The organism is Croceicoccus estronivorus (assembly GCF_001625325.1).
Classification (GTDB): domain Bacteria; phylum Pseudomonadota; class Alphaproteobacteria; order Sphingomonadales; family Sphingomonadaceae; genus Caenibius; species Caenibius estronivorus.
Window position 1 is genome coordinate 85,255 of the sequence record NZ_JRQQ01000002.1, and the last position, 24,363, is coordinate 109,617.

The window sequence follows — 24,363 nt, forward strand, 5'->3', positions numbered from 1 at the left end:
TCAATGGTTCCCGAACAAATATAGTTCAGGAACCGTCCTGTCGCACGAGTTGTTCGCCTTCGAGGCGGCGGTAGAAACAGCTTGTGGCGCCGGTATGGCATGCGGGCCCTGCAGGCAGGACTTTCATCACCACCGCGTCCTGATCGCAATCGACAAGTATCTCCTGTACACGCAGGACATGTCCCGAAGTCTCGCCCTTCATCCACAGCTTGCCGCGGGAACGGGAATAGAAATGGGCGAAGCCTGTCTCACGCGTTTTTGCCAGAGCTTCGGCGTCGAGAAAGGCAACCATCAGGACGTCCCCTTTGTCTGCGTGAACGGCAACGCCGGTCAGCAGCCCGTCGCTGTCGAATTTGGGCATGAACACCGAGCCCTGCTCGCGCGCAGTCGAATCATCTGAAACGCCAGAAATGGTGAAATCCTCTCGGCTCTAACTATCGCCCGCCAGGTGCAGGCCACCTTGTTGCACGATAACCACAGATGGCGCGCAAAATCCACGAAACAAGCGGAAGCCACTTCACTTCACCCCCTGTTTAATGGGAAACCACACTTGCGGTCTTGGAGGGCCGCCCGCCGGATCTGGCGCGCTAGAAGAAGCGCCAAGGTACAGGGGGTATGAGGTAGCAGCCCGGTTATACGTGGCGCACCACATGAGGGATCGGACCGGTGGGCCCTGTGGGGGTGGCTCTGAGTGTCCAAACAATTTCGTCACGCGGGCGCCCGTAACTTCGGTTTCGGGCGCCTTCGTTTAAGTTGGTTCCTGGGCAAGCTCCTCCACAACTCTCGCAAAACAGGCGATCCGTACTGTCTTGGCGCCAGCTTGCTTGAGCGCGTTGACGCATGCATTTGTTGTGGCTCCGCTCGTGAGTACGTCATCAACGAGTACGATATCTGCTCCATCGAGGCGCCCTGCCCAGCCACGTCTAACTTCAATGGCCCCTGAAAGCGCGCGAACCCGGGCCTTTTTGCCAAGCCCGCCAAGAGGTGGAGTGGATTTACGCCGCCGCAACGCATCCACAGCGGGTATTGTGCCGGTAATCTTTGCAATTTCCTGCACAAGCAGACCCGCCTGATTATACCCGCGTCGCCACAAGCGCAGGTGATGAAGGGGCACCGGCACCAGAATTGCGTTAGGCGCAATCAAAGACATCTTCGCTGCCATCAGTCGGGCCATCATGGGAGCAAGAGCAATCCTGCCCCCGTGTTTATAAGTCAGGACGAGTTTTCGAGAGGCGGAATTGTAGAGAGTTGCCGCTATGACCCCATCATGGCGAGGAGGATCGGCCAGACATGGCGCACAAATTGCGCCCTCACTGAGCGATTCGGAGGCAAAGGGCCGCTGACATGAAGCGCAACTGGGCTCCCCGGGGATGACGAGTTCATTCCAGCAAGTGCTGCACAATCCGTTCTGTACGGCCAAAGCCTCCCCACAGAGGGGGCACCGTGGCGGATAAACGAAATCTATTAGCGGTGCGAGGGATCGGAAGAGAGTCTGCCGGATACTCATAGCTGTCCCATGCCGTCGAGGAATACGCGCGGCAAGGTGCTTGCGCCGGTGTCTCAGGCGCGGCAGGGAGAGCAAATGGCGAATAATGCCCCACCCCGAATATTCTCTCCTTCGCGGCGAAAGGCGGCACGGTTGCGGATGCGCCAGATGCAGGCTGCAACCGATGCCCCTCGCTACATTCTCGATGACATGGTCGAAGATGTGCAGGAACGCCTTGCCTTCCTTCGGCATGAACCTTCCCGAGCCTTGGTCATTGGTGACTGGAGCGGTGAGCTTACGGCGGCCTTGGTGGCAAAAGGATGTCTGGTGACGAATGCCGATGTTGCGACCGGTCAGGAGGGAACGGAGCTCGATGAAGAACAGCCTTATCCTTTCGGGCCATTCGATCTGGTCGCAAGCCTGGGCACGCTTGATACGGTAAATGACCTTCCGGGGGCGCTTGTCCACATTCGCAACGCCCTCGCCCCTGGTGGCTTGGCCATCGCCAGCTTCATCGGTGCCGGCAGCCTGCTTACCTTGCGCGGGGCCATGCTGGCGGCCGATGAAGAACGTCCAGCGGCACGGATACATCCGATGGTTGATGTCCGTTCAGGGGGGCAGTTGTTGCAGCGCGTTGGTTGGGCACAACCAGTAGTGGATAGCCGCACTCTGACTGCTCGCTTCGGTTCGCTCGATCGTCTCGTCGAGGATCTCAGAGCACAGGGACTGTCCAATGTGCTGGCATCGCCCGGCCCTATCCTGACGAGGGCGATGCGGGACCGGGCTCATGCAGCATTTCTCGAAGCGGCGGACGCAGATGGACGTGTGCCCGAACGCTTCGAGATATTGACCCTAAGTGGCTGGCGAATTTAGCCTAGCGCCGCTTGAGCCGCCGCCAGTTTGGCAATCGGGACGCGGTAAGGTGACGCACTGACGTAATCGAGCCCGACTTTCTCGCAGAACGCGATGCTGGCCGGGTCGCCGCCATGCTCTCCGCAAATGCCCAGCTTGATATCGCTGCGCGTGCTGCGTCCGCGTTCGGCGGCGAGTTCGACCAATTGCCCTACCCCTTCGACGTCGAGGCTGACGAATGGATCGCGCTGATAAATGCCCTTTTCGACATATTGCGCGAGGAAACGCGCGGAATCGTCGCGACTGACGCCCAATGTGGTCTGCGTGAGATCGTTTGTGCCAAACGAAAAGAAATGCGCCGTCTGCGCGATATCGCCTGCCATCAGGGCTGCTCTCGGCAGTTCGATCATCGTCCCGACAATGTAATCGAGCGTTTGCCCTTTTTCTGCAAATACTTCCCCAGCCACTCGATCGATCAGGTCCTTCAGGATATCGAGCTCACGCTTCGTTCCGACCAAGGGAACCATCACTTCCGGGACAATCGCTTCGCCGTGGGCGCTGGCGACATCACAGGCTGCTTCGAAGATCGCACGTGCCTGCATCTCGTAAATTTCGGGATAGGTAATTCCCAGGCGACAGCCCCGGTGGCCGAGCATGGGATTGAATTCATGCAATTCCTCCGCCCGGCGACGGAGATGGTCGACCCCATAGCCGGTTGCCTGCGCCAGATCCTCGAATTCGGCATCGCCGTGCGGAAGAAATTCGTGGAGCGGCGGATCGAGCAGGCGGATAGTGACAGGCAATCCCCTCATGACTTCGAAAATCTGGTGGAAGTCCGCCCGCTGTTCCGGCAGCAACTTCGTCAGGGCTTCCCTGCGGCCGGCCTCGTTATCGGCCATGATCATCTGACGAACCGCAGTGATCCGGGTATCGTCGAAGAACATATGTTCCGTCCGACAGAGCCCGATACCTTCCGCGCCAAACTGCCGTGCCATGCGGCAATCGGCAGGGGTTTCCGCATTGGTCCGCACCTTCATGCGGCGATGCTTGTCCGCCCAGCCCATCAGGATCGCGAAATCACCCACGAGTTCAGGCTCGATAGTCGGCACTTCCCCGGCCATGACATCGCCTGTCGCGCCATCGAGCGTGATCAGGTCGCCTTCCTTCAACTCGCGATTCCCGATCTGCAATGTGCGTTTGCTCATATCGATGTGGATTGCCGACGCACCTGAGACGCATGGGCGCCCCATGCCACGCGCTACCACTGCCGCGTGGCTTGTCATGCCTCCACGCGCGGTCAGGATGCCTTTGGCGGCATGCATACCGTGGATATCTTCCGGGCTGGTTTCCACGCGCACGAGGATCACGGCATCACCACGTTCCGCGCGTTTTTCCGCCGTATCGGCATCAAGCACGATGGCCCCGGCGGCGGCACCCGGTGATGCCGGGAGGCCTTTGGTCAGAATATCACGCGTGGCATCGGGATCGAGCGTCGGGTGCAGCAACTGGTCCAATGCCATCGGATCGACACGCTTGATTGCGGTCGGTTCGTCGATCAACCCTTCTCCGACCATATCGACCGCCATTTTAAGCGCGGCCTTCGCCGTGCGCTTGCCGGTACGGGTCTGGAGCATCCAGAGCTTGCTGCGTTCGACCGTGAATTCAATATCCTGCATGTCCTTGTAATGCTGTTCCAGCAATTCAAAGACATGGGCCAGTTCAGCATAGGCCACGGGCATTGCTTCTTCCATGCTCAATGGCTTGGCATTGGCAGATTCGCGGGCCTTTTTGGTAAGGTACTGCGGCGTGCGGATGCCGGCGACAACATCTTCACCCTGCGCGTTGATCAGCCATTCGCCATAATAGGCCTTTTCACCCGTCGCCGGATCGCGCGTAAAAGCAACGCCGGTGGCGCTGGTATCGCCCATATTGCCGAAGACCATCGCCTGTACGTTGACGGCAGTGCCCCAGTCGCCCGGAATATCGTTCAACCGGCGATAGACCTTCGCGCGATCTGAATCCCAGCTGTCGAACACAGCGGCAATCGCACCCCAGAGCTGTTCGGTCACGTCCTGAGGAAATGGGCGGCCAAGCTCCCGTTGAACGATTGCCTCGTATTCCGAAACGAGCGCCTTCCAGTCGGCGGCTTCCAGTTCCGTGTCGGAGAAGTAGCCCTTGTCTTCCTTGACCACTTCCAGCGCTTCCTCGAAATCATCGTGATCGAGGCCCAGCACCACGTCGGAATACATCTGGATGAAACGGCGGTAGGAATCCCAGGCAAACCGTTCGTCGCCGGACGTTGCGGCAAGCCCCTTCACTGTCTCGTCATTCAGGCCGAGATTGAGCACCGTGTCCATCATGCCAGGCATGGATACCCGTGCGCCGGAACGGACCGACACAAGCAACGGGTCTGCAGGATTGCCGAATGTCTTGCCAACCGACTTTTCGATATGAGTAAGGGCGGCGGCCACTTCGGCCCGCAATTCGGCGGAAAAGTCGGAACCACCGGCGAGATAGTCCACACACTGTTCGGTCGTGATCGTAAAACCCGGAGGGACCGGCAGGCCGATACCCGCCATCTCCGCCAGGTTTGCACCCTTGCCGCCGACAATTGTCTTGTCCTTGGCGCGAGCGTCATCGTGGTGGGCACCACCGCCGAATGTGTAGACCGACTTGTTCATCTATCCCCGCCGTTTCCTGTGCATTCTAGGACAAGTTGACACAAGTGACACTGTCCCGCGAGAAAAGAGGCTTACCCCTCGATACGTGAAAAATCTGCAACTTTGTGCACTGCGGCACGAAAACGTGCAAGCAGGTCGAGCCGGGCCGAGCGTTTGTCAGGGTTGGCGTCATTCACCGTTACCTCTTCAAAAAAGGCATCGATCGGCGCGCGCAGCAATGCGAGGGCAGCCATCGCCCCGGCAAAATCTTCTTCTTCCACGGCATTGGCCGCTTTCGGTTCCGCCGCATCGAGAGCGTCGATCAGCGCCTTTTCAGCAGGCTCGGCGGTGTAGGAAAGCTCTTTTTGATGACGTTGCGCCATCTTGGCGGCAACCACCGGGGCAAGATCGGGATCATCCACCATGGCGAGGGGATCTTCTTCCCCGGTACGGGCGATTTCGCCCTCCATACCCAGCCATTCCTCCTTCTTGAGGATATTGGCAGCACGCTTGTAACCTGCAAGCAGGTTCATCCCGTCTTCGGTGCCCACGAATGCCTGCAGGGCATGGACACGCGCCAGCAGGCGAACGAGATCGTCTTCTCCGCCAAGCGCAAACACCGCGTCAATCAGGTCATGCCGGACGCCAGCCTCTTTCTGCTGAACTTTGAGGCGGTCTGCGAAGAAGTCGAGCAAATCGCCCTCCGCAACGCGCATTCGCAGACCGTTGTCCGTGACAAGCCGAATGATGCCGAGCGCGGCACGGCGGAGCGCGAACGGATCTTTTGAACCCGTGGGCTTTTCATCAATGGAAAAGAAGCTGCGCAAAGTGTCGAGCTTATCCGCCAACGATACGGCCACTGTCACCGGAGCGGAGGGGGCATCATCACCCTGCCCAACCGGTTTGTAATGATCGCGAATAGCATCGGCCACAGCATCCGGCAGGCCCTCAGCACGAGCGTAGTATCCGCCCATAAGCCCTTGAAGTTCAGGAAATTCTCCGACCATTTCCGTGACGAGATCAGCCTTGCAAAGCTCCGCAGCCTGACGGGCCAGAGCCGGGTCGCAGTTCGGCACAACGCCTTCGCTGGCCAGCCATTCGGCCAGTTTCGCGACACGTTCGACCTTTTCGGCGACCGTTCCCAGCTTCTCGTGAAAAACGATATTGCCGAGTTTTACCGCGTGTTCGCGCAGCGTTTTCTTGCGGTCCACGTCCCAGAAAAACCGTGCGTCCGACAGTCGTGCGGCCAGGACTTTGCGGTTGCCGTCGACAATCGCTGCACCACCATCCAGCGCGACGATATTGGCCGTGCAGACGAAAGCATTCGCCAGTGCACCCTGCTTGTCACGGCAGATGAAATATTTCTGGTTTGTACGGGCAGTTAGCTGAATAACTTCAGGTGGAACCTCAAGGAAGTTCTCGTCGAAACGGCCGAGCAAAGGCACAGGCCATTCGGTAAGGCCAGCATTCTCGACCACCAGCCCTTCATCTTCAACCAGCACCAACCCTGCATCATGCGCGGCGGCACTGGCCCTTGAGCGGACAATGCCTTCACGCTCCGCATGATCGACAATCACATGGCAAGCCCGCAGCTTTTCCGCGTAGTCGTGCGCTCCGCCGATCGTGATAGTGCCCGGATGGTGCGGCACGTCGGTTTCCGTGAACCCGGTGCCGGTAACATCGTGTTCCGGTTTCGCGCCATGGAAACGATGTCCTTTGGTGCCGTACCCGCTCTTGATGCCGCCGATCTCGCATTCGACAAGATCTTCGCCAAGGATCGCGACAATACCGGACAGCGGCCGCACCCAGCGCAAGCTTTCGGTTGAGGACGACGCCGCGCCCCAACGCATCGACTTGGGCCAGGAGAATGCACGAATAATTGCAGGGATCGCATCGGCCAGCAGATCTTTCACCGCGCGGCCAGGAATGTTCTTGACCGCGAAGTAGGTTGCCCGCCCCTTCACGTCTCGCAGTTCGAGCTGATCGCGTGTCACACCTGCCTTGCGGCAGAAACCGTCAATCGCCTGATCCGGCGCGCCTTCGGGTGGGCCCTTGGCCTCTTCGCTGACAGCTTCCGTCCGTTCAGGAAGCCCTTTCGCGATCAGCGCGAGCCGACGTGGCGTGGACCAAACAGTCAGATCGCCGAGTTCAACCCCGGCATCGGACATTTCCTTGCGAAACAGCTTTTCCAGTTCGGCGCGTGCACCGGCCTGCATCCGTGCGGGGATTTCCTCGCAACGCAGTTCGAGGAGGAAATCGCTCATGCCGTCCACCCCGGATATTCCCTGGCCCAGCGTTCCGCCTCCTTGGCCATGTAGGCTTCGCACGAACCGCGCGCCAGTTCGCGCACCCGGCCCATATAGCTGGCGCGTTCCTGTACGCTGATGACGCCGCGTGCCTGCAATAGGTTGAACACATGGCTGGCTTCGATTGCCTGCTCGTATGCCGGAATCGGCAGGTTGGCAGCCAGACAATTTTCGCACTCTTCCGCGGCTTTGCGGAACAGGTCGAACAGGGCATCCGTGTTGGCGACTTCGAAATTCCAGGTGCTCATCTGCACTTCGTTCTGGTGGAACACATCGCCGTAAGTCACGCCATGCTTGTTGAAGGCGAGGTCGTATACGTTGTCGACGCCCTGAATGTACATCGCGAGACGTTCCAGCCCGTAAGTCAGTTCGCCGGCCACGGGCTTGCAGTCGAACCCGCCCATTTGCTGGAAATAGGTGAACTGCGTCACTTCCATCCCATCGCACCAGACTTCCCAGCCCAGCCCCCAGGCGCCCAACGTCGGGCTTTCCCAGTCATCCTCGACAAACCGAATGTCATGCTTGAGCGGATCGATTCCGATCACTTCCAGGCTCTTGAGATAGAGTTCCTGAATGTTTTCAGGGCTTGGCTTCAGTATCACCTGATACTGATAGTAATGCTGCAGCCGGTTCGGATTTTCGCCATAGCGACCGTCCGTCGGACGGCGGCATGGCTGCACGAAGGCCGCATTCCATGGCTCCGGCCCAAGGGCGCGCAAGGTCGTCGCAGGATGGAACGTGCCCGCCCCCATCCGCATATCGTAAGGCTGCAGGATAAGGCAGCCCTCCTCACCCCAATAATTGTGGAGCGCGAGGATCATGTCCTGCAGGCACATTGTCCGGCCATCACTCATGGCGCGGCCCAATGGCGGATGGGCCTTTGCGGGTCAATGGCGCATACGCAGCGCGACATGGAAAAACGCCGTTTCATGCCGAATACAAGACGCGTAGGGGCAGGCATTCACCAGGATGCAACCTTTGACAGGGCAATTCGGCACGATGAACTTCCCTCTACAACGGATTATGGGCGCATTTTGCGCAGCGGCCATCGCCTTGTCCGGATCGGCTTGCGGTTCGGAAATGCCCCAGGGGGCGCCTCCGGCCGCACAAGAAACACCAGCAAGTGTGGAAGGCGCGCGCGAGGGGCACCCTGCCCTGTGGAAAGTGGCGGACGACGACACGACGATCTACCTGTTCGGGACGATCCATGCCTTGCCGGGCAAGACCCAATGGTTCAACCCGGCGATAGCATCCGCGCTCGGCAGTGCCGACGAACTGGTAACGGAGATCGACCTGGCCGATGCCGGGGCCCTGCAAACGGGCCTGATGCAGAAATCGCTCTTGCCCAGAGGCCAGAACCTGCGGGACCTCATGAGCGATGACGACAGGCTTGCCTATGAAAAGGCGCTGGCCGCCCTCGGTTTGCCAAGCGAAGCCTTCGATCGTTTCAAGCCGTGGTACGCAGGCTTGATGTTGTCGATGTTACCAGTGTTGAAGAGCGGCTATTCGTCCGACGCGGGTGTCGAGAAAGTGCTCGACGCGCATCGCGCGCCCAAAACCCGGACCGGCGCACTGGAAACGGCTGAATTCCAGTTGAACCTGTTCGATTCCATGCCAATGCAGGAACAGCTTTCCTATCTGCGCAGCAGCGTGGATGCCGCACCGGAGATGGTTGCCATGCTCGATGAAATGGTTGTCGAGTGGCTGGACGGCGACGCGGAAGAACTGGCTGACCTGATGAATGAACAAGCCGACGATCCTGCCCTTATGGAACGGTTGCTCTATTCCCGTAACCGCACCTGGGCCGGTTGGATTGCCAAGCGGCTCGATCGCCCGGGCACGGTATTCCTCGCGGTAGGAGCCGGGCATCTAGCCGGGACGGGCAGCGTTCAGGATGTGCTGGCCCAGCACGGCATCGTCAGCGATCGCATACAGTGAAAGCTCGGATCGCACTGGTTTTTGTCGCCGCGCTATTGGTATGGGCTTGCGGTGAATCGCGCCCGGCAGTCACTGCCACCCCTGCGTTATGGGAAGTGACCGGAACCGAAGGGCAACATGCCTACCTCTTCGGTACAATTCACTCATTGCCCGAGAATGTCGATTGGCAATCCCCGGAAATCAAGCGTGCCCTGCAGGCCTCCGACCGGCTCGTGCTTGAAATAGCCCAACTGGACGATCCGGGAACCATGCAGCAGGTTTTCTCCCGCCTGGCTGCCGCACCCGCACAACCGCCTCTTTCCGCCCGGCTCTCGCCACAATATCGGCCTGCCCTGGCCCGAGTGCTGAAACAATCGGGTCTGGTGGAAGAAAGCTTTGCAAAAATGGACACCTGGGCGGCGGCACTTACTCTGGCCCAAGCGGCTCAAGGCACCGATGACGGCGAAAGCGTGGACAGGGCGCTCATGGAGATGGCCGATGGGAAGCCTGTCATGGAACTGGAGGGCACGTATCGGCAACTCGGCCTGTTCGATGCCTTACCTGAACAGGAGCAGCGCGATCTGCTGGACGCTGTAGTCGCCGAAGCCGACACGGCAGAGCGGGAGGACGATACTCTCGACATCCTCTGGCGTCGCGGCGATATGACTGCACTTGCGCGGGAAACCCGCCGGGGAATGCTGGCAGACCCGGAATTGCGGCAGGCGCTTCTGGTCCAAAGGAATGCCCGCTGGATAACGCAGATCGTTGCCATGCTGGAGCAGCGGCAGCACCCGTTTGTGGCCGTGGGGGCGGCGCATATGGCCGGGCCTGACGGGCTCCCTGCATTGCTCCGGCAGCAAGGCTACAAGGTAACCCGGGTGCAATGAAGCGTGGTCGACCGCTAATGCTTGCAATTCCGCCACTTTGCCATTAGGGGCCCGCGCTTCGCGTTATGGTCATCCCTGGAGGCGTGGCGCGATGCATGTATCAACCAGTTTTGAAAGGTAAGCAGATGAGCGACGCTCTTACGTTGCCGGCCGAAGCACGCGAACGGGCAGGCAAGGGAGCCTCCCGCGCATTGCGTCGTGAAGGCCGTGTCCCCGCCGTGATCTATGGCGGCAAGGAAGAACCCCAAGCCATCCACGTTGAAGAGAAGGAACTGGTTCGCCAGCTTGGCACCGGTCACTTCGCCAACTCGATCGTCATGATCACTCTGGGTGGCAAGAGCGTGCGCACCCTGCCCAAGGATGTTGCCTTCCATCCCGTGACGGATCGCCCGGTCCATGTCGACTTCCTGCGTCTCGCAAAGGACGCCACCGTGGAAGTTCAGGTGCCGGTGATCTTCACGAACGAAGAAGCTTCGCCGGGCCTCAAGCGCGGCGGCGTGCTCAACGTTGTTCGCCACGAACTCGATCTGATTTGCGAAGCGGACAAGATCCCTTCGGAAATCGAAATCGACGTGACGGGCACAGAGGTTGGCGATTCGATCCACATCAGCCAGGTCAAGCTCCCGGCCGGTGCGGAAAGCGCGATTACCGATCGTGACTTCACCATCGCCACTGTCGTTGCCCCGTCGGCTCTCAAGCGCGCCGAAGGCGCTGCTGATGCTGAAGGTAGCGAAACCGAGGAAAGCGAAGAAACCGGCGAGTAAGCTCTTCGGTATTCTTCTGTCGAATGAAAGGCGCCGGTTACGCAGATGCGTGGCCGGCGCTTTGCTTTTGGATGCACATTGGGGTTAGGGAGCCAGCATGCAGCTTTGGGTTGGTCTTGGAAATCCCGGTCCGCAATATGCGATGCACCGGCATAATGTGGGCTTCATGGCCCTTGACGTCATTGGTGATATTCACGGCTTCGGCTCGATCCAGAAGAAGTTTTCCGGATGGGTTCAGGAAGGCAGGATCGGCAGCGACAAGGTCATTCTGCTCAAACCGGCGACGTTCATGAACGAGAGCGGACGTTCGGTTTCGGAAGCGATGCGCTTTTACAAGCTTGAACTGTCAGCGCTGACGGTGTTCCACGACGAACTCGATCTTGCCCCGTTCAAGGTCAAGGTAAAGTCCGGCGGCGGTACGGCCGGGCACAATGGTTTACGCTCCATCGCTCAGCACCTGGGGCCTGATTTCCGCCGCGTCCGGATCGGCATTGGCCATCCCGGTCACAAGGACCGTGTCACGCCATACGTCCTTGGCAATTACGCCAAGGCGGAAATGGATGACCTGGCAACCATGCTGGGTGGCATTGCCGCAGAGGCCGAATGGCTGGCCCGCGGCGATGATGCCCGTTTCATGAGCGAACTGGCCCTTCGGCAGCAGCCCTGATTGAGGGCAGCAATCAGGTTTTTGCCGGTTGCCTTTTCTTCGCTGGAGCCTTCTTCCGCGCAGGCTTCGCCTCCTTCGCAGCAGGCGCTTCCCCGCCGGGAGCGTCGAGCCCCGGAACCTGCCGGTTGGATTCATGTGCGGCGGCGACTTTGGCTTGCTTCATCTTGGCCGGATCGACGCCGATCTTGGCATTGATCGCAATCGTAATCCGATCTTCTTCGGCATCGTTCGGATGTACCCAGTGCTTCAGAGTGCTGGGAAACACCACCAACGTTCCCGGGGTGGGCCTCATGGCGTGAAGCGAGCGCATGTAAGGTGATTTTACCATGCCCTGACCCGGAGGGGCGGAACGGTGATCGATAAATTCGATGGCCCCCGCCATGCCTCCGGAAGCTGGTGGCGGCACCTGAATATAATAGGCGGCCGACCAGAATGCCCCTGGGTGATCGTGCGGGACGTTGTAACCGCCCTTAGGATTCACATTGACCCAACCGTCACATTCCAGACGCAGATTTTCGAGAGCTTCCCTGTTGGCGACACGCTTCGTCGCATCGGCCAGACATTGCATGATCTTCTGGGCAAGTTCGCGGTGCGCCGGTTCCTTTCGAGCGAAGAAATCCAGATCGCTGTGCCATCCGCTCCGGTTGGAACGGACCATCCCCTGTTCCTTTTCCCGGCGAACTTCGATTTCCCTGATGATCTCCGCATTGATGCGCTCATAATCAGCGATTTCGTAAACCGGGATCGGTGTGGCGAAGACGAGATTCAGTTTCTTGAAAGTGTTGGTCATAATCCTGCCCAGGGTTTGTATGCCGCCCTATCCGATGCATGCGGAGGCGAGGCAAGCCTTAACAGGCGATCTTTCACCGATTTGCGTTGATCCAGCGCAATAATGGCCTCCCACTCTGCGTCCGGAAAATTACAGCCCTGCACTTATGACATTGATGACTTTCGCCACCCCTGACCAAAGGCTCCAAAGTGTCGGAATAGCTGACACCTCTACCGAATATCCAGAGGTGTTAACTTTCATATACCGCAGAAATCCGTGCTTGGCACGCCTTTTGCGAACTCCTTTGTAAACCATTCATCATGACGACTTCGAACTTAGGGGGTATTTCGAATATGAAGAAAACACTGTTGGCGCTTGGGGCACTTGGCACAGTCGCCATTGCTTCGCCCGCTATGGCCACTTTTGGTAGCTGGGGTGGTTCTTCGGGTGGCTGGAGTTCGCACAAGCACTATTGCGGCTGTGGTGACCGGATCGGCGATTCCCAGTGTGGTGGTTCGACGACTTCGGGTAGTTCAACTACCACGTCCACCACATCGACTTCTTCCGGCAACGAAGTGCCTGAGCCGGGCATGCTGGGCATGGCCGCTGCGGGGCTTATCGGCCTTGCCGCGCTCCGTCGCCGCAAGGCTCTTGGCAAGGCATGAAGCCGGCCATCTGACAAGTTCATCTGAGGATAGCTCCCGGATGTATTGGCGCCCCTTCCCCTGTGGAAGGGGCGTTTTTTATTGCCATGCCCGTTTTGCCCGCTCCTTGAGCCCGCGATAAGCTGACCCAGGATGACTGTCCGGCCAAAGCCCTGACGCACGGCTATTATCTGTCGAAGCCAAAGTTTCCGTTGGTATGGAGGGAGTGGCCTCAGACTTGCCGTCGGGGCGCGATGGAGGCCATAAACCCTCCAGCGCAAGTCCAGTGGAACAGAGACCTGCCGAACGGGAGAAAGTTCATGCCAGATTTCGATCGCCGTACCATCCTGGCCGGAGGCGCCGCGGCAACCGCGCTTGCAGCGATACCGTCGACTGCAACCGCCCGGACGGGTCAACCGGATCTGTCCGGCAAATCAATATTGGTCACAGGCACCTCTTCCGGCTTCGGGCGCCTCGGCGCAGAACATTATGCTCGCTTGGGTGCCAAAGTGTTTGCAACCATGCGCGACCTGCCACGCCCAGAGGCAGAAGACCTGCGCCTGCTTGCCAGCAAAGAGGGGCTCGACATCACAGTGCTGGAAATCGACGTGCTGGACGACGCGCAGGTTGCAGATGGCGTCGCCGAGGCCGAAAGGCTGACAGGCGGGGCTCTGGATGTACTGGTCAACAATGCCGGCATCATGATTACAGGGCCGGTCGAGATGCAGGACATGGACGCCTTTCACCTTCTGTTCGAGACAAATGTCTTCGGCTATCAGCGCATGGCCCGGGCGGTACTTCCCGCTATGCGCAAGGCGCGTTCAGGCTATATCGTCAATGTCGCCTCGCAGGCAGGGCGTTTGATTTATCCCGGCCTCGGCGCGTACTCGGCCAGCAAGTTCGCAGTGGAATCCTGGGCCGAACAGCTTGCTTACGAATTGGCCCCGCTGGGCGTCGGCATCGGCATTATTCAGCCGGGGGGCTATCCCACAAAGATCATGCCTAACTCCAACGCTGCGTCGGAGGCACTCAAGCAACGAGAACCGGAAGAGCGCAAGGCTGACTACCCGGGCCTTGCCGCACAAATGGGCAGTTCGGCAACAAGCGCGCCGCAAAACGATCCGATGGATATCCCCAATGCCATTGCGGAACTGATTGCGATGGCTCCGGGTGAGCGTCCGCTACGTCGGGCGGTAGCAAATGGGCCTTCGCCACAGGAGCCTATCAATCAGGTCTGTGCAGAGGTCCAGCTATCGATGTTGGGAAGTGGCCCATTCGGTCCTGCCGCACGAAAGGTCCATGGTGCCTGATCGGCTTCCAACCTTGATTCCACGGACAAAGCGTATAAGCGCCCTGCCCTGACCGGAGGCATTGTGCCTGACGATCGCGACCTTATGGCGAAGGAGTAACAATGGGTTTCCGTTGCGGAATCGTAGGCCTGCCCAATGTCGGCAAGTCGACCCTGTTCAATGCGTTGACCGAAACGCAAGCGGCGCAGGCTGCCAACTACCCCTTCTGCACTATCGAACCGAATGTCGGACAGGTTGCCGTGCCGGACGAACGCCTGGACAAGCTGGCCGGGATCGCCGGTTCGGCAAAGATCATCCCCACCCAGCTCGCGTTCGTGGACATCGCCGGCTTGGTGAAAGGCGCAAGCCAGGGCGAAGGACTGGGCAACCAGTTTCTCGGCAATATCCGCGAAGTTGACGCAATCGTACACGTTCTGCGTTGCTTTGAAGATGACGACATCCAGCACGTTGCGAACAAGGTTGACCCGATTGCCGACGCGGAAGTCGTCGAAACGGAATTGATGCTTGCGGATCTGGAAAGTCTGGAAAAGCGCGTTCCCAATGCACAGAAGCGCGCGACCGGCGGTGACAAGGAAGCGAAGATCATTGCCAGCGTCCTTGGTCAGGCACTCGAACTGCTGCGTGCAGGCAAGCCCGCAAGACTGACAGAGCCCAAGGACGACGAAGAAGCGCAGGTATTCCGTCAGGCCCAACTGCTTACCGCCAAGCCCGTGCTTTATGTCTGCAATGTTGCGGAAGAAGATGCGGCAAACGGTAACGCGCTGTCCGCCACCGTATTCGAAAAGGCCGCTGCTGAAGGCGCTCAGGCCGTGGTGGTATCGGCGGCGATCGAATCCGAACTGGTTGGCATGGAACCTGAAGAACGTGGCGAATTCCTCGCCGAACTCGGACTTGAGGAAACGGGCCTGGCCCGCGTGATTCGCGCAGGATATGAGCTGCTTGGCCTCAAGACATTTTTTACCGTGGGACCAAAGGAAGCGAGAGCCTGGACCTTTCCCGCAGGAGCCAAGGCTCCGCAGGCAGCCGGTGAGATCCATACTGACTTCGAAAAAGGCTTTATTCGTGCTGAAACGATTGCCTTCGAAGACTATGTCGCACTTGGTGGGGAATCCGGCGCCCGGGAAGCTGGCAAACTGCGGCAGGAAGGCAAGGAGTACGTCGTCCAGGACGGTGACGTAATGCACTTCAAATTCAATGTCTGAACAGCCAGACATGATATATTTCGAAGACTTCGAAATCGGCGACCGCGAGCGTTTCGGACGCTACGAAGTAACGCGTGATGAAGTCATCGAATTTGCCGGGAAGTACGACCCCCATCCATTTCACCTGTCAGATGAAGAGGCTGCCAAGACGCACTTCGGCCGTATATCGGCCAGCGGGTGGCACACCTGTTCGATGATGATGGCGATGTTCGTGGAACACATCCAGTCGCCCCCACATGCAAGCCATGGCGGTATCGGAACCGACGAACTGCGCTGGCTCAAGCCGGTTTATCCCGGCGATGTGCTGAGCATGGAGACGGAAATCGTCAAGAAGCGCCGCAGCCGGTCCCGCCCGGAAATGGGGAGTCTCTGGACACGAATGACCACGTACAATCAGGACGGAGTGGCAGTGCTCAGCATGATTACGATTGCGTTATATGGCCTGCGCAATCCGGATGCTCCCATCGCGGAAAGCTAAGTCAACTGCCGCATTGGAACATACCGTTCTTGTCGTAGACGATATGTCCCTTCTGATCGCGGACACTCAGTCGGCCATTGTAATCGACCCGTTCGGTTGCCGTCTGGCGCCCTTCATCTGACGCAAGATCCAATTCGAGCGAGTACTTCTTGCCAGCATAGCGGGCATGCGCGCCAAAGGGCAGTTCCCCACTGCCCTTGTCGGCAGCGAAACGGATCAGGTTGTCATCGAGTTTCATGTAACCGTCGCCAATCCTGGCCAGCATTACGGCGCCAAGTCCTCCATCGCTTGCAACAAATGCACAGCCGGTACCGTAGAGGCTATTCGCCTGAATGTCGGGATACAGGATCGGTTGCGGGGCAATCGGTATGGCGGAGCCGGCATTGGCCTCCACCACCATGGCTATATCACGCTCGTCTCTTGCCGCACGTTCCTCTGGCGTCAGGGGATCGTTGCAGGCCGCCAAGAGTGCCAGCACAACGACCGCAAAATACCGCATCAATGCCTCCCGAACAGCTTCTCGACATCCGCCATGGACAATTTGACCCATGTCGGGCGGCCATGATTGCACTGACCTGAACGCGGCGTGCGCTCCATTTCTCGCAGCAACGCATTCATTTCAGAAACGGAAAGCGTTCGTCCTGCCCGCACCGATCCGTGACAAGCCATCGTAGCCAGCACATGATCCAGCTTCTCTCCGAGCAGCAAGGACTCCCCGTGTTGGGCGATATCGTCGGCGAGGTCTTGCAGCAATTTGTGGGGGTCCCCTCCCTTGATTGCCGATGGCATGGCTCGCACCAGCATTGCCCCTGGACCGAACCGTTCAATGGTGAGCCCCAGGCGCCCGAAATGTTCGGCTTGCTCCTCCAGCCTGTCGCAGGCCGGTTCATCGAGTTCCACGACCTCCGGGATCAACAAAGCCTGGCTGCCTGCGACAGCTTCTTCGGCGCCGGCAGCACGCAGCCGTTCCAGCACGAGCCGCTCGTGCGCCGCATGCTGGTCAACTATCACAAGTCCATCAGCTGCTTCTGCGACAATATAGGTATTGGCGACCTGCCCCCGGGCGACGCCGAGTGGATAGTTCGCAGCCTCATCGGGAATATCCTGCGCCTCCTCGGCCCTCCCCGCTGGTGCTGCCAACGGTTCGTCCGTCACGCCGGCATCCTGTGCGCGCCAGGCTTGTCCCGCCTCACGAACGCCAGCAGACGGGTGAGACCAGTCCCGCCCTGCAAAAATGGACCGCATGGCGGGAGATGGTTCTGCCGGGGAGAGCTCCGAAACAATGGGCTCTGTCTGCCAGCGGCTCATCGCCTCTGCCGCCGGTTCCTGAGCACTGCGGCGATCACCTGTGGAAAGAGCCTGCCGCAAACCCGAGACGATAAATCCGCGCACCGCCGCCGCATCGCGGAAGCGCACCTCTGTCTTGGCAGGATGGACGTTTACGTCGACTTCTTCCGGTGGCAGATCTAGGAACAGCGCCAGGACGGCATGCCGGTCGCGGGCCAGCATATCCGCATAGGCCCCGCGAACGGCACCGGTCAGCAAGCGATCCTTTACCGGGCGTCCGTTTACGAAGAGGTATTGGTGGTCTGCCACGCCCCGGTTGTAGGTCGGCAGACCGGCAACACCCGTCAACTGCATGGGCCCGCGCTCCAATTGAATATCCACGCCATTCTCGTCCAGTTCGCGGGCCACGATCTGGGCTGCTCTCGCAGTCGGCCCTTCTCCACCCTGCACGGCCAGAATCCGCCTGCCATCGTGTTCCAGCGAGAATCCGATATCCGGACGAGCCAGCGCAAGTCGCCGCACGACATCGAGACAGGCGGCATATTCGCTGCGAGGTGTACGAAGAAATTTCCGCCGCGCGGGAACCTTGGCGAACAACTGCTCCACTCGAACCCGTGTACCTGGAGGCAAAGCCGCGGGGCCTTCTGCGGACATGACCCCATGATCGATCACGCGTTTCCATCCCTGTTCCGCATCCCGCGTCCGACTTTCGAGGGTCAGCCGGGCAACACTTGCTATGGACGGCAGAGCCTCCCCGCGAAAACCCAGGGTGCTGACCTGTTCGATGGCTTCATCCGGAAGCTTTGAGGTCGCATGACGCTCCAGCGCCAGTGACATCTCGTCGGGTGACATCCCGCAACCGTCATCCGTGACCTCCACTTTCGCAAGACCGCCTTCGCCCAGCGAAATTGCGATACGCATAGCACCGGCATCAATGGCGTTTTCCACCAGTTCCTTGAGCGCGGATGATGGCCGTTCGACAACCTCGCCGGCAGCAATGCGATTGACGAGGGTTTCGGGAAGGCGGCGGATTGCGGGCATCCGACGATCCTAGCTGCGTAACGCACCAAATTCGAGACGAGCGGTGCAAAAGTCACACATCTTTCGACACAATTTTTTGGCCTATTCGGGTGCTTTGGGTTAAGGACCCGGCCATATCTGCCTTTGCCGGGCCGCAATTTGCGATTCCCGCCCGGAAATCATACGGATCCGTCGATGAGTTCTTTTCTTTCCCAATTTTTCAAATTCGGTTCCCAGAACATGGCGATCGACCTGGGTACAGCCAACACTCTGGTGTACGTTCAGGATCGCGGCATCGTGTTGAACGAGCCATCCGTGGTTGCCATCGAAACGATCAACGGCATCAAGAAAGTCAAGGCCGTTGGTGACGACGCGAAGATGATGATGGGCAAGACGCCTGACAATATCGAAGCTATCCGTCCCCTGCGTGACGGTGTTATTGCCGACATCGAAATTGCGGAAGAAATGATCAAGCACTTCATCCGCAAGGTGCATGGCAAGAAGAGCATGTTCCGTTATCCGGAAATCGTCATCTGCGTCCCGTCGGGGTCCACTTCGGTGGAACGCCGCGCTATCCGTGACGCGGCATCCAACGCAGGTGCGAGCCAGGTTTACCTCATCCTCGAACCGATGGCCGCCGCGATCGGTGCCGACATGCCCGTAACCGAGCCTGTCGGTTCGATGGTTGTCGATATTGGCGGCGGCACTACCGAAGTGGCTGTTCTGTCCTTGCGCGGCCTTGCCTATACCACCAGCGTGCGCACTGGCGGCGACAAGATGGACGAGGCGATCGTTTCCTACGTCAGGCGCCACCACAATCTTCTGATCGGGGATGCCACTGCGGAACGGATCAAAAAGGATTATGGTTGCGCCACCGTGCCGGAAGACGGTGTAGGCGAACCGATAACCCTCAAAGGACGCGACCTTGTGAACGGCGTTCCCAAGGAAATCACTATCAATCAGGCAAATATCGCAGAAGCACTGTCGGAACCGATCAGCGCCATTGTCGAAGGCGTACGTATTGCGCTCGAAAACACCGCACCGGAACTGGCCGCTGACATTGTGGATCAGGGTATCGTGCTCACCGGCGGCGGGGCCCTGATTCAGGGCTTGGACCAGCATTTGCGGGAAGAAACCGGTCTGCCCGTCAGTGTCGCGGAAGACCCTCTGTCCTGTGTGGCTCTGGGAACTGGCCGCGCCATGGAAGACCCGATCTTTCGCGGCGTGTTGATGACCGCCTGATGCAGATATTCCGGCGACGCGATATCGGCGCCGGCCAGAAAGGGAGCAGGCGCTGATGGCGCCGCCTACGTCTCGACACTCGAGCTTTTCTCGCAAGGCTCAGTTCAGCTTGTTCACCGGCTACGTTCTGGCCGGTGCGGGCGCGCTGGCGGGTGCCGCTCTTCTGGCCATTTCGTTGTTCAATCCGGGCGCGTTTTCCGGGTTGCGCAGCGTTGCGAGTGATGTCGCCGCACCGGCCGGAGAACTGGGTGCGGAAGCCCGGACAGGATCGCAGGGCCTGTTCGCTTCTCTTGCCGGATATTTCTATTCCGGGAGCAGGAATGCCGCCCTGCGGGAAGAAAATGAAATCGCACGCATCCGCCTGGCTGAAGCAGAGGCCGTGCGGGCCGAAAATGCCCGCCTGAAAGCCTTGCTGGGCTTGCGTGACGATGCAGTGAAGCCGGTGGTGATGGCCAGATTGATCGGCTCCACTTCCTCAAGCACCCGGCGTTTCGCCTATCTTTCGGCAGGAAGGTCGGATGGAGTCGCCCCCGGCATGCCGGTACGCAGCCCCAGAGGGCTTGTCGGCCGGGTGCTCGAAACCGGCGCCTCGAGTTCACGTGTATTGTTGCTGACCGATAGCGAAAGCCTCGTCCCGGTGCGGCGGGTCAAGGGTGACGTGGTAGCTTTTGCCGAAGGCCGTGCCGACGGCACCCTGCGGCTGCGTCTGGTGAATCTCGGGATCAATCCGATCAAGACTGGCGATGTATTCGTGACTTCGGGCGCGGGTGGCCTCTATCGCCCGGGCATTGCGGTTGCGGTTGCGACCAAGATCAACCGGGACGGTGCGATTGCAAGGGTGCTGAGCGACCCCGCAGCGACAGACTTCGTCGCCGTCGATCCGATCTGGCAACCCGAAGCACAAGCCGTTTCTCACGCACAGCAGCGCCGGGTCCAGCCCTGATGCCGGAATATCGCTCCTCCACGCGGCGTGACCGCTATGGTTCGCAGATAAATCGCGCACATTCACCATTGATCGCTTTGATATTGCCGTGGGCTTCGATTGTATTGGGTTCGCTGACTCCCCTTCTCCCGCTGATTTCTTCAATGCCGTTGTTACCGCCCATGGGCTTCATCATGCTTCTGGCGTGGCGGCTCGTTCGTCCCGGTCTGCTGCCCGTCTGGGCCGGATTCCCGCTGGGACTGATCGATGACATGTTCAGCGGACAGCCATTGGGGAACGCTATCCTGTTATGGTCATTGACACTGCTTGCTCTGGATCAGTTCGAAGCACGGATCCCATGGGTCGGCTTCGCACAGGAATGGCTTGTCGCCACGGTCGTGATCGTGATTTACATTGTTGCAAGCGGGTTCATTGCAGGTGCGATGCTGCCTAATCTGATGTCATTGCTGGTACCACAACTCGTGTTGTCTATTTTGCTATTCCCCGTGTTCGGACGCCTGGTCGCCATACTGGACCGCTTCCGTCTCAGGCGTTTCCGGACGATCGGGTAATGCCGCGCAGGTTTACCCAGCATGTCACTCAAGCGACACTGCAAAACAGATTTGACCGCCGCAGCGCCATAGTTGGCGCATTACAAGGCGGCGTCGGTGTCCTGCTGGCTGCGCGAATGGCCTATATTTCCGTGGCCGAAAACGAAAAATACCAGATGGAGGCCGAGAGCAACCGGGTAAACCTGGCGCTTATCCCGCCGCGCAGAGGCTGGATACTCGATCGGAATGGAGCCCCACTGGCATCCAACAAGGCCGACTTTCGCGTCGATATTATTCCTGATCGAATGCAGGATACCTCGCGGGAAATCGACACTCTTGGCAAGTTGCTTCACCTGAATGCCGTCGAAGTTCAGGATCTGAAGGACAAGATCGAGGATTCAAGCGGCTGGCAACCGATCGAAGTCGCCAGCGGGCTTGATTGGGACCGGTTTGCCGCAGTCAGCGTCCGCTTGCCTGATCTACCCGGTGTTGTCCCCCAGCGTGGTTATAGCCGCTATTATCCGACCGGCCCGTCTGTTGGGCATCTTATCGGCTATGTCGGCACTGCATCGGCCAAGGAATACGAAGAGGAGAAGATCCCCCTTCTGGTCACACCGGGCTTCAAGCTGGGCAAGGACGGGATCGAGAAGCAGTTTGAGAAGATCCTGCGCGGGCAACCCGGCGCGCGACGAATGGAAGTAACGGCGAGCGGCCGGATCGTGCGCGATCTGGAAACCCGAGAGGACATTCAGGGAAAACCGGTCCAATTGACAATCGACGGGCCCCTGCAGGACTATGCGGCGCGCCGGATCGGTCTGGAGTCAGGATCGGTGGTAGTCGTCGATTGCCTGACCGGCGACTTGCTTTGCATGGCATCCATGCCAAGTTTCGATCCAAACAGCTTTTCGGACGGTATCGGGCGTATCGAATGGAAAATGTTGTCCGAGGACGACCATGTTCCTTTACGCAACAAGGTGCTTAAGGGGCTTTACCCGCCCGGTTCAACGGTCAAGCCGATGGTCGCCATGTCATTTCTAGAAGCAGGCCTGGATCCCTCCGCATCGACCTTTTGCGGCGGCGGTTTGCGTGTTGGCAATCGCGTATTCCACTGCTGGAACCGACGTGGACATGGTCAGGTCGACATGGCCAAAGGCATCTATCAAAGTTGCGACGTTTATTTTTACCACTTCGCGCAGCAGCTCGGGATGGATGTCATAGCCCCCATGGCCCGCCGCCTTGGCATGGGGCAGGAATTTCCCTTGCCGGTACTCAGCCAGTTCTACGGCACGGTTCCCGACCCCGCATGGAAGCTGAAGAAGTATGGCCGGGAATGGCAGGCATATGACACCGTCAACGCGACAATTGGCCAAGGCTACATGCTCGCCAACCCACTGCAACTGGCCGTTATGGCATCGCGCCTTGCGACCGGCCGCAAGCTCATGCCCAGGTTGATACTCGGCAATGATAAACCGCAAATTGAATCCATGGGCTTTCATGGCGATCATGTGCAGGTCATCCAGAATGCGATGAGCGAAGTCGTCAATGGCCGCGGAACCGCAGGGCGCGCGCGCATTCCGCTGGATGGCATCCAGATGGCTGGTAAGACCGGCACGGCCCAGGTTGTTTCTCTCAATGTGTCCAGCGGCAAGGGTGGCCCCTGGAAATACAGGGATCACGGGCTGTTCATCTTCTTCGCCCCCTTTGACAATCCCCGCTATGCCGGAGCCGTGGTTATCGAACATGGTGGCGGGTCCAGTGCCGCCTATCCCATCGCGCGCGACGTCGTCACCTACCTGTTCGACCGACAAGTCGGCCTCGAAAAGCTCCACGAACTGGAGAAACAATGGGGCGGCACCGCGCAGCAGCGACTGGCCGCCAGATACGCATCCTATGCGGCGACTTACGGCAGCGCGGCCCCCAAGCCCCCTAGCGGGGACGCCGCGATCGCTCGCGAGGTCGAGCAGGAGGATCGGGCCGCCGCACAGCCCAGCCCTATCGCCAGCGAAGTGACATCGCCATCTCCCGAACCGGTTGCCGCTTCACATGGCGAGGGCAATGGCAGGACTACGCCCGACAGTTCGCAGGCGGGCGCCGCGGGAGGTGACGAATGAGACATTCGATTGTCCCAGCACCCATCGCAAGCCTGCCATGGGGGATGATCCTGCCTTTGACGGCACTGGTGATATTCGGCGCCAGTGTGCTCTATTCTGCGGCTGGCGGGCATATGCAGCCTTATGCCCAGTCGCATCTGATCCGTTTCGGCGTTTTTCTGATCATGGCATTCGCCATGACAAGAGTAACCCCCGATCTGGTGAAGTTCATCGCATATCCGGGGTACGTGGCGGTTCTCGTCCTTCTTATATTGGTGGAAGCGCTGGGCGCAATCGGAGGTGGAAGCCAGAGGTGGCTCAATATCGGCCCTCTTGTGCTGCAGCCATCTGAATTCATGAAGCCTGGTATCGTCCTGGTACTCGCGCGCTTCTACAGCAACCTGCCCGCCAATATGGTTGGGGACTGGCGAGCGCTTATCCCGGCGGGCGGCATGGTAGCCATGCCTATGGCACTGGTCCTCATGCAACCGGATCTCGGCACAGCTCTTGCGATAGCGTTCGGAGCAGGTGTGGTCATGTTCCTCGCCGGGTTGCCAATGAGGTGGTTCGCAGGCGGTGGTGTGGCTGCCATGGTGATGATCCCCCTCGCTTATTTCTTTGGCCTCAAGGACTATCAGCGCCGTCGGGTGACAACATTCCTTGATCCGGAAAGCGATCCCTTGGGGGCTGGCTACCATATTACCCAGTCGAAAATCGCGATCGGTTCTGGCGGCCTTACAGGCAAGGGATTTGGCCACGGTTCGCAAAGCCACCTCAATTATCTGCCGGAACCTCACACCGATTTCGTATTCGCGACAATGGCGGAAGAATGGGGCCTGTTGGGGGGGCTATTCGTATTGGCGATTTTCGCAATCGTGCTTCGCTGGGGCATGGGCGTGGCGGAACGCGCACCAGACCGCTTCTCCCGCCTGCTGGCAGCAGGAATGGTCGCAACGATTTTCTTCTACGTTGCAATCAACCTCATGATGGTGATGGGCCTGGCCCCGGTGGTGGGAATTCCTTTGCCATTCATGAGTCATGGCGGTTCATCCATGCTGACGAACATGATCTGTATCGGCACATTGATGATGATTGATCGCTGGAGCAGAACGAGGGGGCGCAGCGGGCTTTCCAGCTAGGTTGGGAATTTATCTCAACTGCCCCCTTTCTTCTCCGGAAACAGCCGCTATAGGGATGCCTCCCACGCGAATCGCGTGGTTCGAAAACGGTGTGGACGCATAGCTCAGTTGGTAGAGCAGCTGACTCTTAATCAGCGGGTCCTAGGTTCGAGCCCTAGTGCGTCCACCAA

General features: G+C 59.1%; 22 protein-coding genes, 1 tRNA gene and 1 pseudogene. 15 read left to right on the top strand and 9 right to left on the bottom strand.

The features are described from left to right. Positions 1–25: 25 nt before the first annotated feature. The 3 genes and pseudogenes from hisI to MB02_RS18110 form a co-directional block, all read right to left on the bottom strand. Positions 26–361, bottom strand: a complete 336-nt coding sequence (gene hisI / locus MB02_RS03535) for a phosphoribosyl-AMP cyclohydrolase (protein WP_067532642.1) — start codon at positions 359–361, stop codon at positions 26–28. Positions 362–748: 387 nt separating this feature from the next. Beyond that, positions 749–1,150 carry a ComF family protein gene (locus tag MB02_RS18105; protein WP_328585415.1) on the bottom strand — a complete coding sequence of 134 codons (402 nt, stop codon included), beginning with the start codon at positions 1,148–1,150 and terminating at the stop codon, positions 749–751. 147 nt (positions 1,151–1,297) lie between these two features. Next, positions 1,298–1,507 (bottom strand): annotated as a pseudogene (locus tag MB02_RS18110) (double zinc ribbon domain-containing protein); the annotation flags it as partial. Between the two features lie 75 nt (positions 1,508–1,582). Here MB02_RS18110 and MB02_RS03545 point away from each other — a divergent pair. After that, positions 1,583–2,359: a methyltransferase domain-containing protein gene (locus MB02_RS03545; RefSeq protein ID WP_067532648.1), complete on the top strand. Its 777-nt coding sequence runs from the start codon at positions 1,583–1,585 to the stop codon at positions 2,357–2,359. Here MB02_RS03545 and ppdK read toward each other — a convergent pair. From ppdK to MB02_RS03560, 3 genes are all read right to left on the bottom strand, one after another. Further along, a complete protein-coding gene (gene ppdK / locus MB02_RS03550) occupies positions 2,356–5,019 on the bottom strand; it encodes a pyruvate, phosphate dikinase (protein WP_067532651.1) in 2,664 nt (887 codons plus the stop codon). The two genes, MB02_RS03545 and ppdK, sit on opposite strands and share 4 nt — an antisense overlap. Positions 5,020–5,090: 71 nt before the next feature. Continuing rightward, on the bottom strand, positions 5,091–7,262 hold the full coding sequence (gene glyS, locus MB02_RS03555) for a glycine--tRNA ligase subunit beta (protein ID WP_067532654.1): 2,172 nt from the start codon (positions 7,260–7,262) through the stop codon (positions 5,091–5,093). Then, positions 7,259–8,158 carry a glycine--tRNA ligase subunit alpha gene (locus MB02_RS03560; protein ID WP_067532657.1) on the bottom strand — a complete coding sequence of 300 codons (900 nt, stop codon included), beginning with the start codon at positions 8,156–8,158 and terminating at the stop codon, positions 7,259–7,261. Before MB02_RS03560 ends, glyS begins: the two co-directional genes overlap by 4 nt. Positions 8,159–8,273: 115 nt before the next feature. On the opposite strand from MB02_RS03560, the gene MB02_RS03565 reads away from it, so the two are divergent. The 4 genes from MB02_RS03565 (at position 8,274) to pth (ending at position 11,539) form a co-directional block, all read left to right on the top strand. After that, complete coding sequence (locus MB02_RS03565) at positions 8,274–9,242, top strand: TraB/GumN family protein (protein WP_082825946.1); 969 nt, start codon at positions 8,274–8,276, stop codon at positions 9,240–9,242. Further along, a complete protein-coding gene (locus tag MB02_RS03570) occupies positions 9,239–10,108 on the top strand; it encodes a TraB/GumN family protein (protein ID WP_067532660.1) in 870 nt (289 codons plus the stop codon). The genes MB02_RS03565 and MB02_RS03570 overlap by 4 nt, the downstream gene beginning before the upstream one ends. Positions 10,109–10,233: 125 nt before the next feature. Beyond that, a complete protein-coding gene (locus tag MB02_RS03575; RefSeq protein WP_067532662.1) occupies positions 10,234–10,872 on the top strand; it encodes a 50S ribosomal protein L25/general stress protein Ctc in 639 nt (212 codons plus the stop codon). Positions 10,873–10,969: 97 nt separating this feature from the next. After that, positions 10,970–11,539, top strand: coding sequence for an aminoacyl-tRNA hydrolase (gene pth, locus MB02_RS03580; protein WP_067532665.1), 570 nt, complete (start codon positions 10,970–10,972; stop codon positions 11,537–11,539). A 13-nt stretch (positions 11,540–11,552) separates the two neighbouring features. Here the strand turns inward: pth and MB02_RS03585 are convergent, their stop codons facing one another. Next, entirely contained in the window at positions 11,553–12,329 is a 777-nt protein-coding gene (locus MB02_RS03585; RefSeq protein WP_067532668.1) for a 2OG-Fe(II) oxygenase family protein, read from the bottom strand. A 332-nt stretch (positions 12,330–12,661) separates the two neighbouring features. On the opposite strand from MB02_RS03585, the gene MB02_RS03590 reads away from it, so the two are divergent. The 4 genes from MB02_RS03590 to MB02_RS03605 all read left to right on the top strand — a co-directional run bounded on the left by MB02_RS03590 (position 12,662) and on the right by MB02_RS03605 (position 15,942). Beyond that, positions 12,662–12,973 carry a PEP-CTERM sorting domain-containing protein gene (locus MB02_RS03590; RefSeq protein ID WP_067532671.1) on the top strand — a complete coding sequence of 104 codons (312 nt, stop codon included), beginning with the start codon at positions 12,662–12,664 and terminating at the stop codon, positions 12,971–12,973. 299 nt (positions 12,974–13,272) lie between these two features. Next, positions 13,273–14,262 carry an SDR family oxidoreductase gene (locus MB02_RS03595; RefSeq protein ID WP_067532674.1) on the top strand — a complete coding sequence of 330 codons (990 nt, stop codon included), beginning with the start codon at positions 13,273–13,275 and terminating at the stop codon, positions 14,260–14,262. Positions 14,263–14,363: 101 nt separating this feature from the next. After that, the gene (gene ychF, locus MB02_RS03600) at positions 14,364–15,464 is read left to right on the top strand and encodes a redox-regulated ATPase YchF (RefSeq protein WP_067532677.1); all 1,101 of its coding nucleotides are present in this window, start codon (positions 14,364–14,366) and stop codon (positions 15,462–15,464) included. 10 nt (positions 15,465–15,474) lie between these two features. Further along, complete coding sequence (locus MB02_RS03605; RefSeq protein ID WP_067534057.1) at positions 15,475–15,942, top strand: MaoC family dehydratase; 468 nt, start codon at positions 15,475–15,477, stop codon at positions 15,940–15,942. 1 nt (position 15,943) lies between these two features. Here the strand turns inward: MB02_RS03605 and MB02_RS03610 are convergent, their stop codons facing one another. Further along, positions 15,944–16,441 carry a hypothetical protein gene (locus MB02_RS03610; protein WP_067532680.1) on the bottom strand — a complete coding sequence of 166 codons (498 nt, stop codon included), beginning with the start codon at positions 16,439–16,441 and terminating at the stop codon, positions 15,944–15,946. After that, the gene (gene mutL / locus MB02_RS03615) at positions 16,441–18,270 is read right to left on the bottom strand and encodes a DNA mismatch repair endonuclease MutL (protein WP_067532683.1); all 1,830 of its coding nucleotides are present in this window, start codon (positions 18,268–18,270) and stop codon (positions 16,441–16,443) included. Before mutL ends, MB02_RS03610 begins: the two co-directional genes overlap by 1 nt. Positions 18,271–18,444: 174 nt before the next feature. On the opposite strand from mutL, the gene MB02_RS03620 reads away from it, so the two are divergent. The 6 genes from MB02_RS03620 (at position 18,445) to MB02_RS03645 (ending at position 24,362) form a co-directional block, all read left to right on the top strand. Beyond that, positions 18,445–19,491, top strand: a complete 1,047-nt coding sequence (locus tag MB02_RS03620) for a rod shape-determining protein (protein ID WP_067532686.1) — start codon at positions 18,445–18,447, stop codon at positions 19,489–19,491. Positions 19,492–19,546: 55 nt separating this feature from the next. Further along, complete coding sequence (gene mreC / locus MB02_RS03625; RefSeq protein WP_067532688.1) at positions 19,547–20,434, top strand: rod shape-determining protein MreC; 888 nt, start codon at positions 19,547–19,549, stop codon at positions 20,432–20,434. A 143-nt stretch (positions 20,435–20,577) separates the two neighbouring features. After that, on the top strand, positions 20,578–20,985 hold the full coding sequence (gene mreD, locus MB02_RS03630) for a rod shape-determining protein MreD (protein ID WP_407919325.1): 408 nt from the start codon (positions 20,578–20,580) through the stop codon (positions 20,983–20,985). Next, complete coding sequence (gene mrdA, locus MB02_RS03635; RefSeq protein WP_067532694.1) at positions 20,985–23,075, top strand: penicillin-binding protein 2; 2,091 nt, start codon at positions 20,985–20,987, stop codon at positions 23,073–23,075. The genes mreD and mrdA overlap by 1 nt, the downstream gene beginning before the upstream one ends. Beyond that, positions 23,072–24,193 (top strand): rod shape-determining protein RodA, encoded by a 1,122-nt coding sequence (rodA, locus tag MB02_RS03640; RefSeq protein ID WP_067532697.1) that lies wholly within the window; start codon positions 23,072–23,074, stop codon positions 24,191–24,193. Before mrdA ends, rodA begins: the two co-directional genes overlap by 4 nt. A gap of 93 nt (positions 24,194–24,286) precedes the next feature. After that, a tRNA-Lys gene (locus tag MB02_RS03645) sits at positions 24,287–24,362 on the top strand. Position 24,363: the final 1 nt, after the last annotated feature.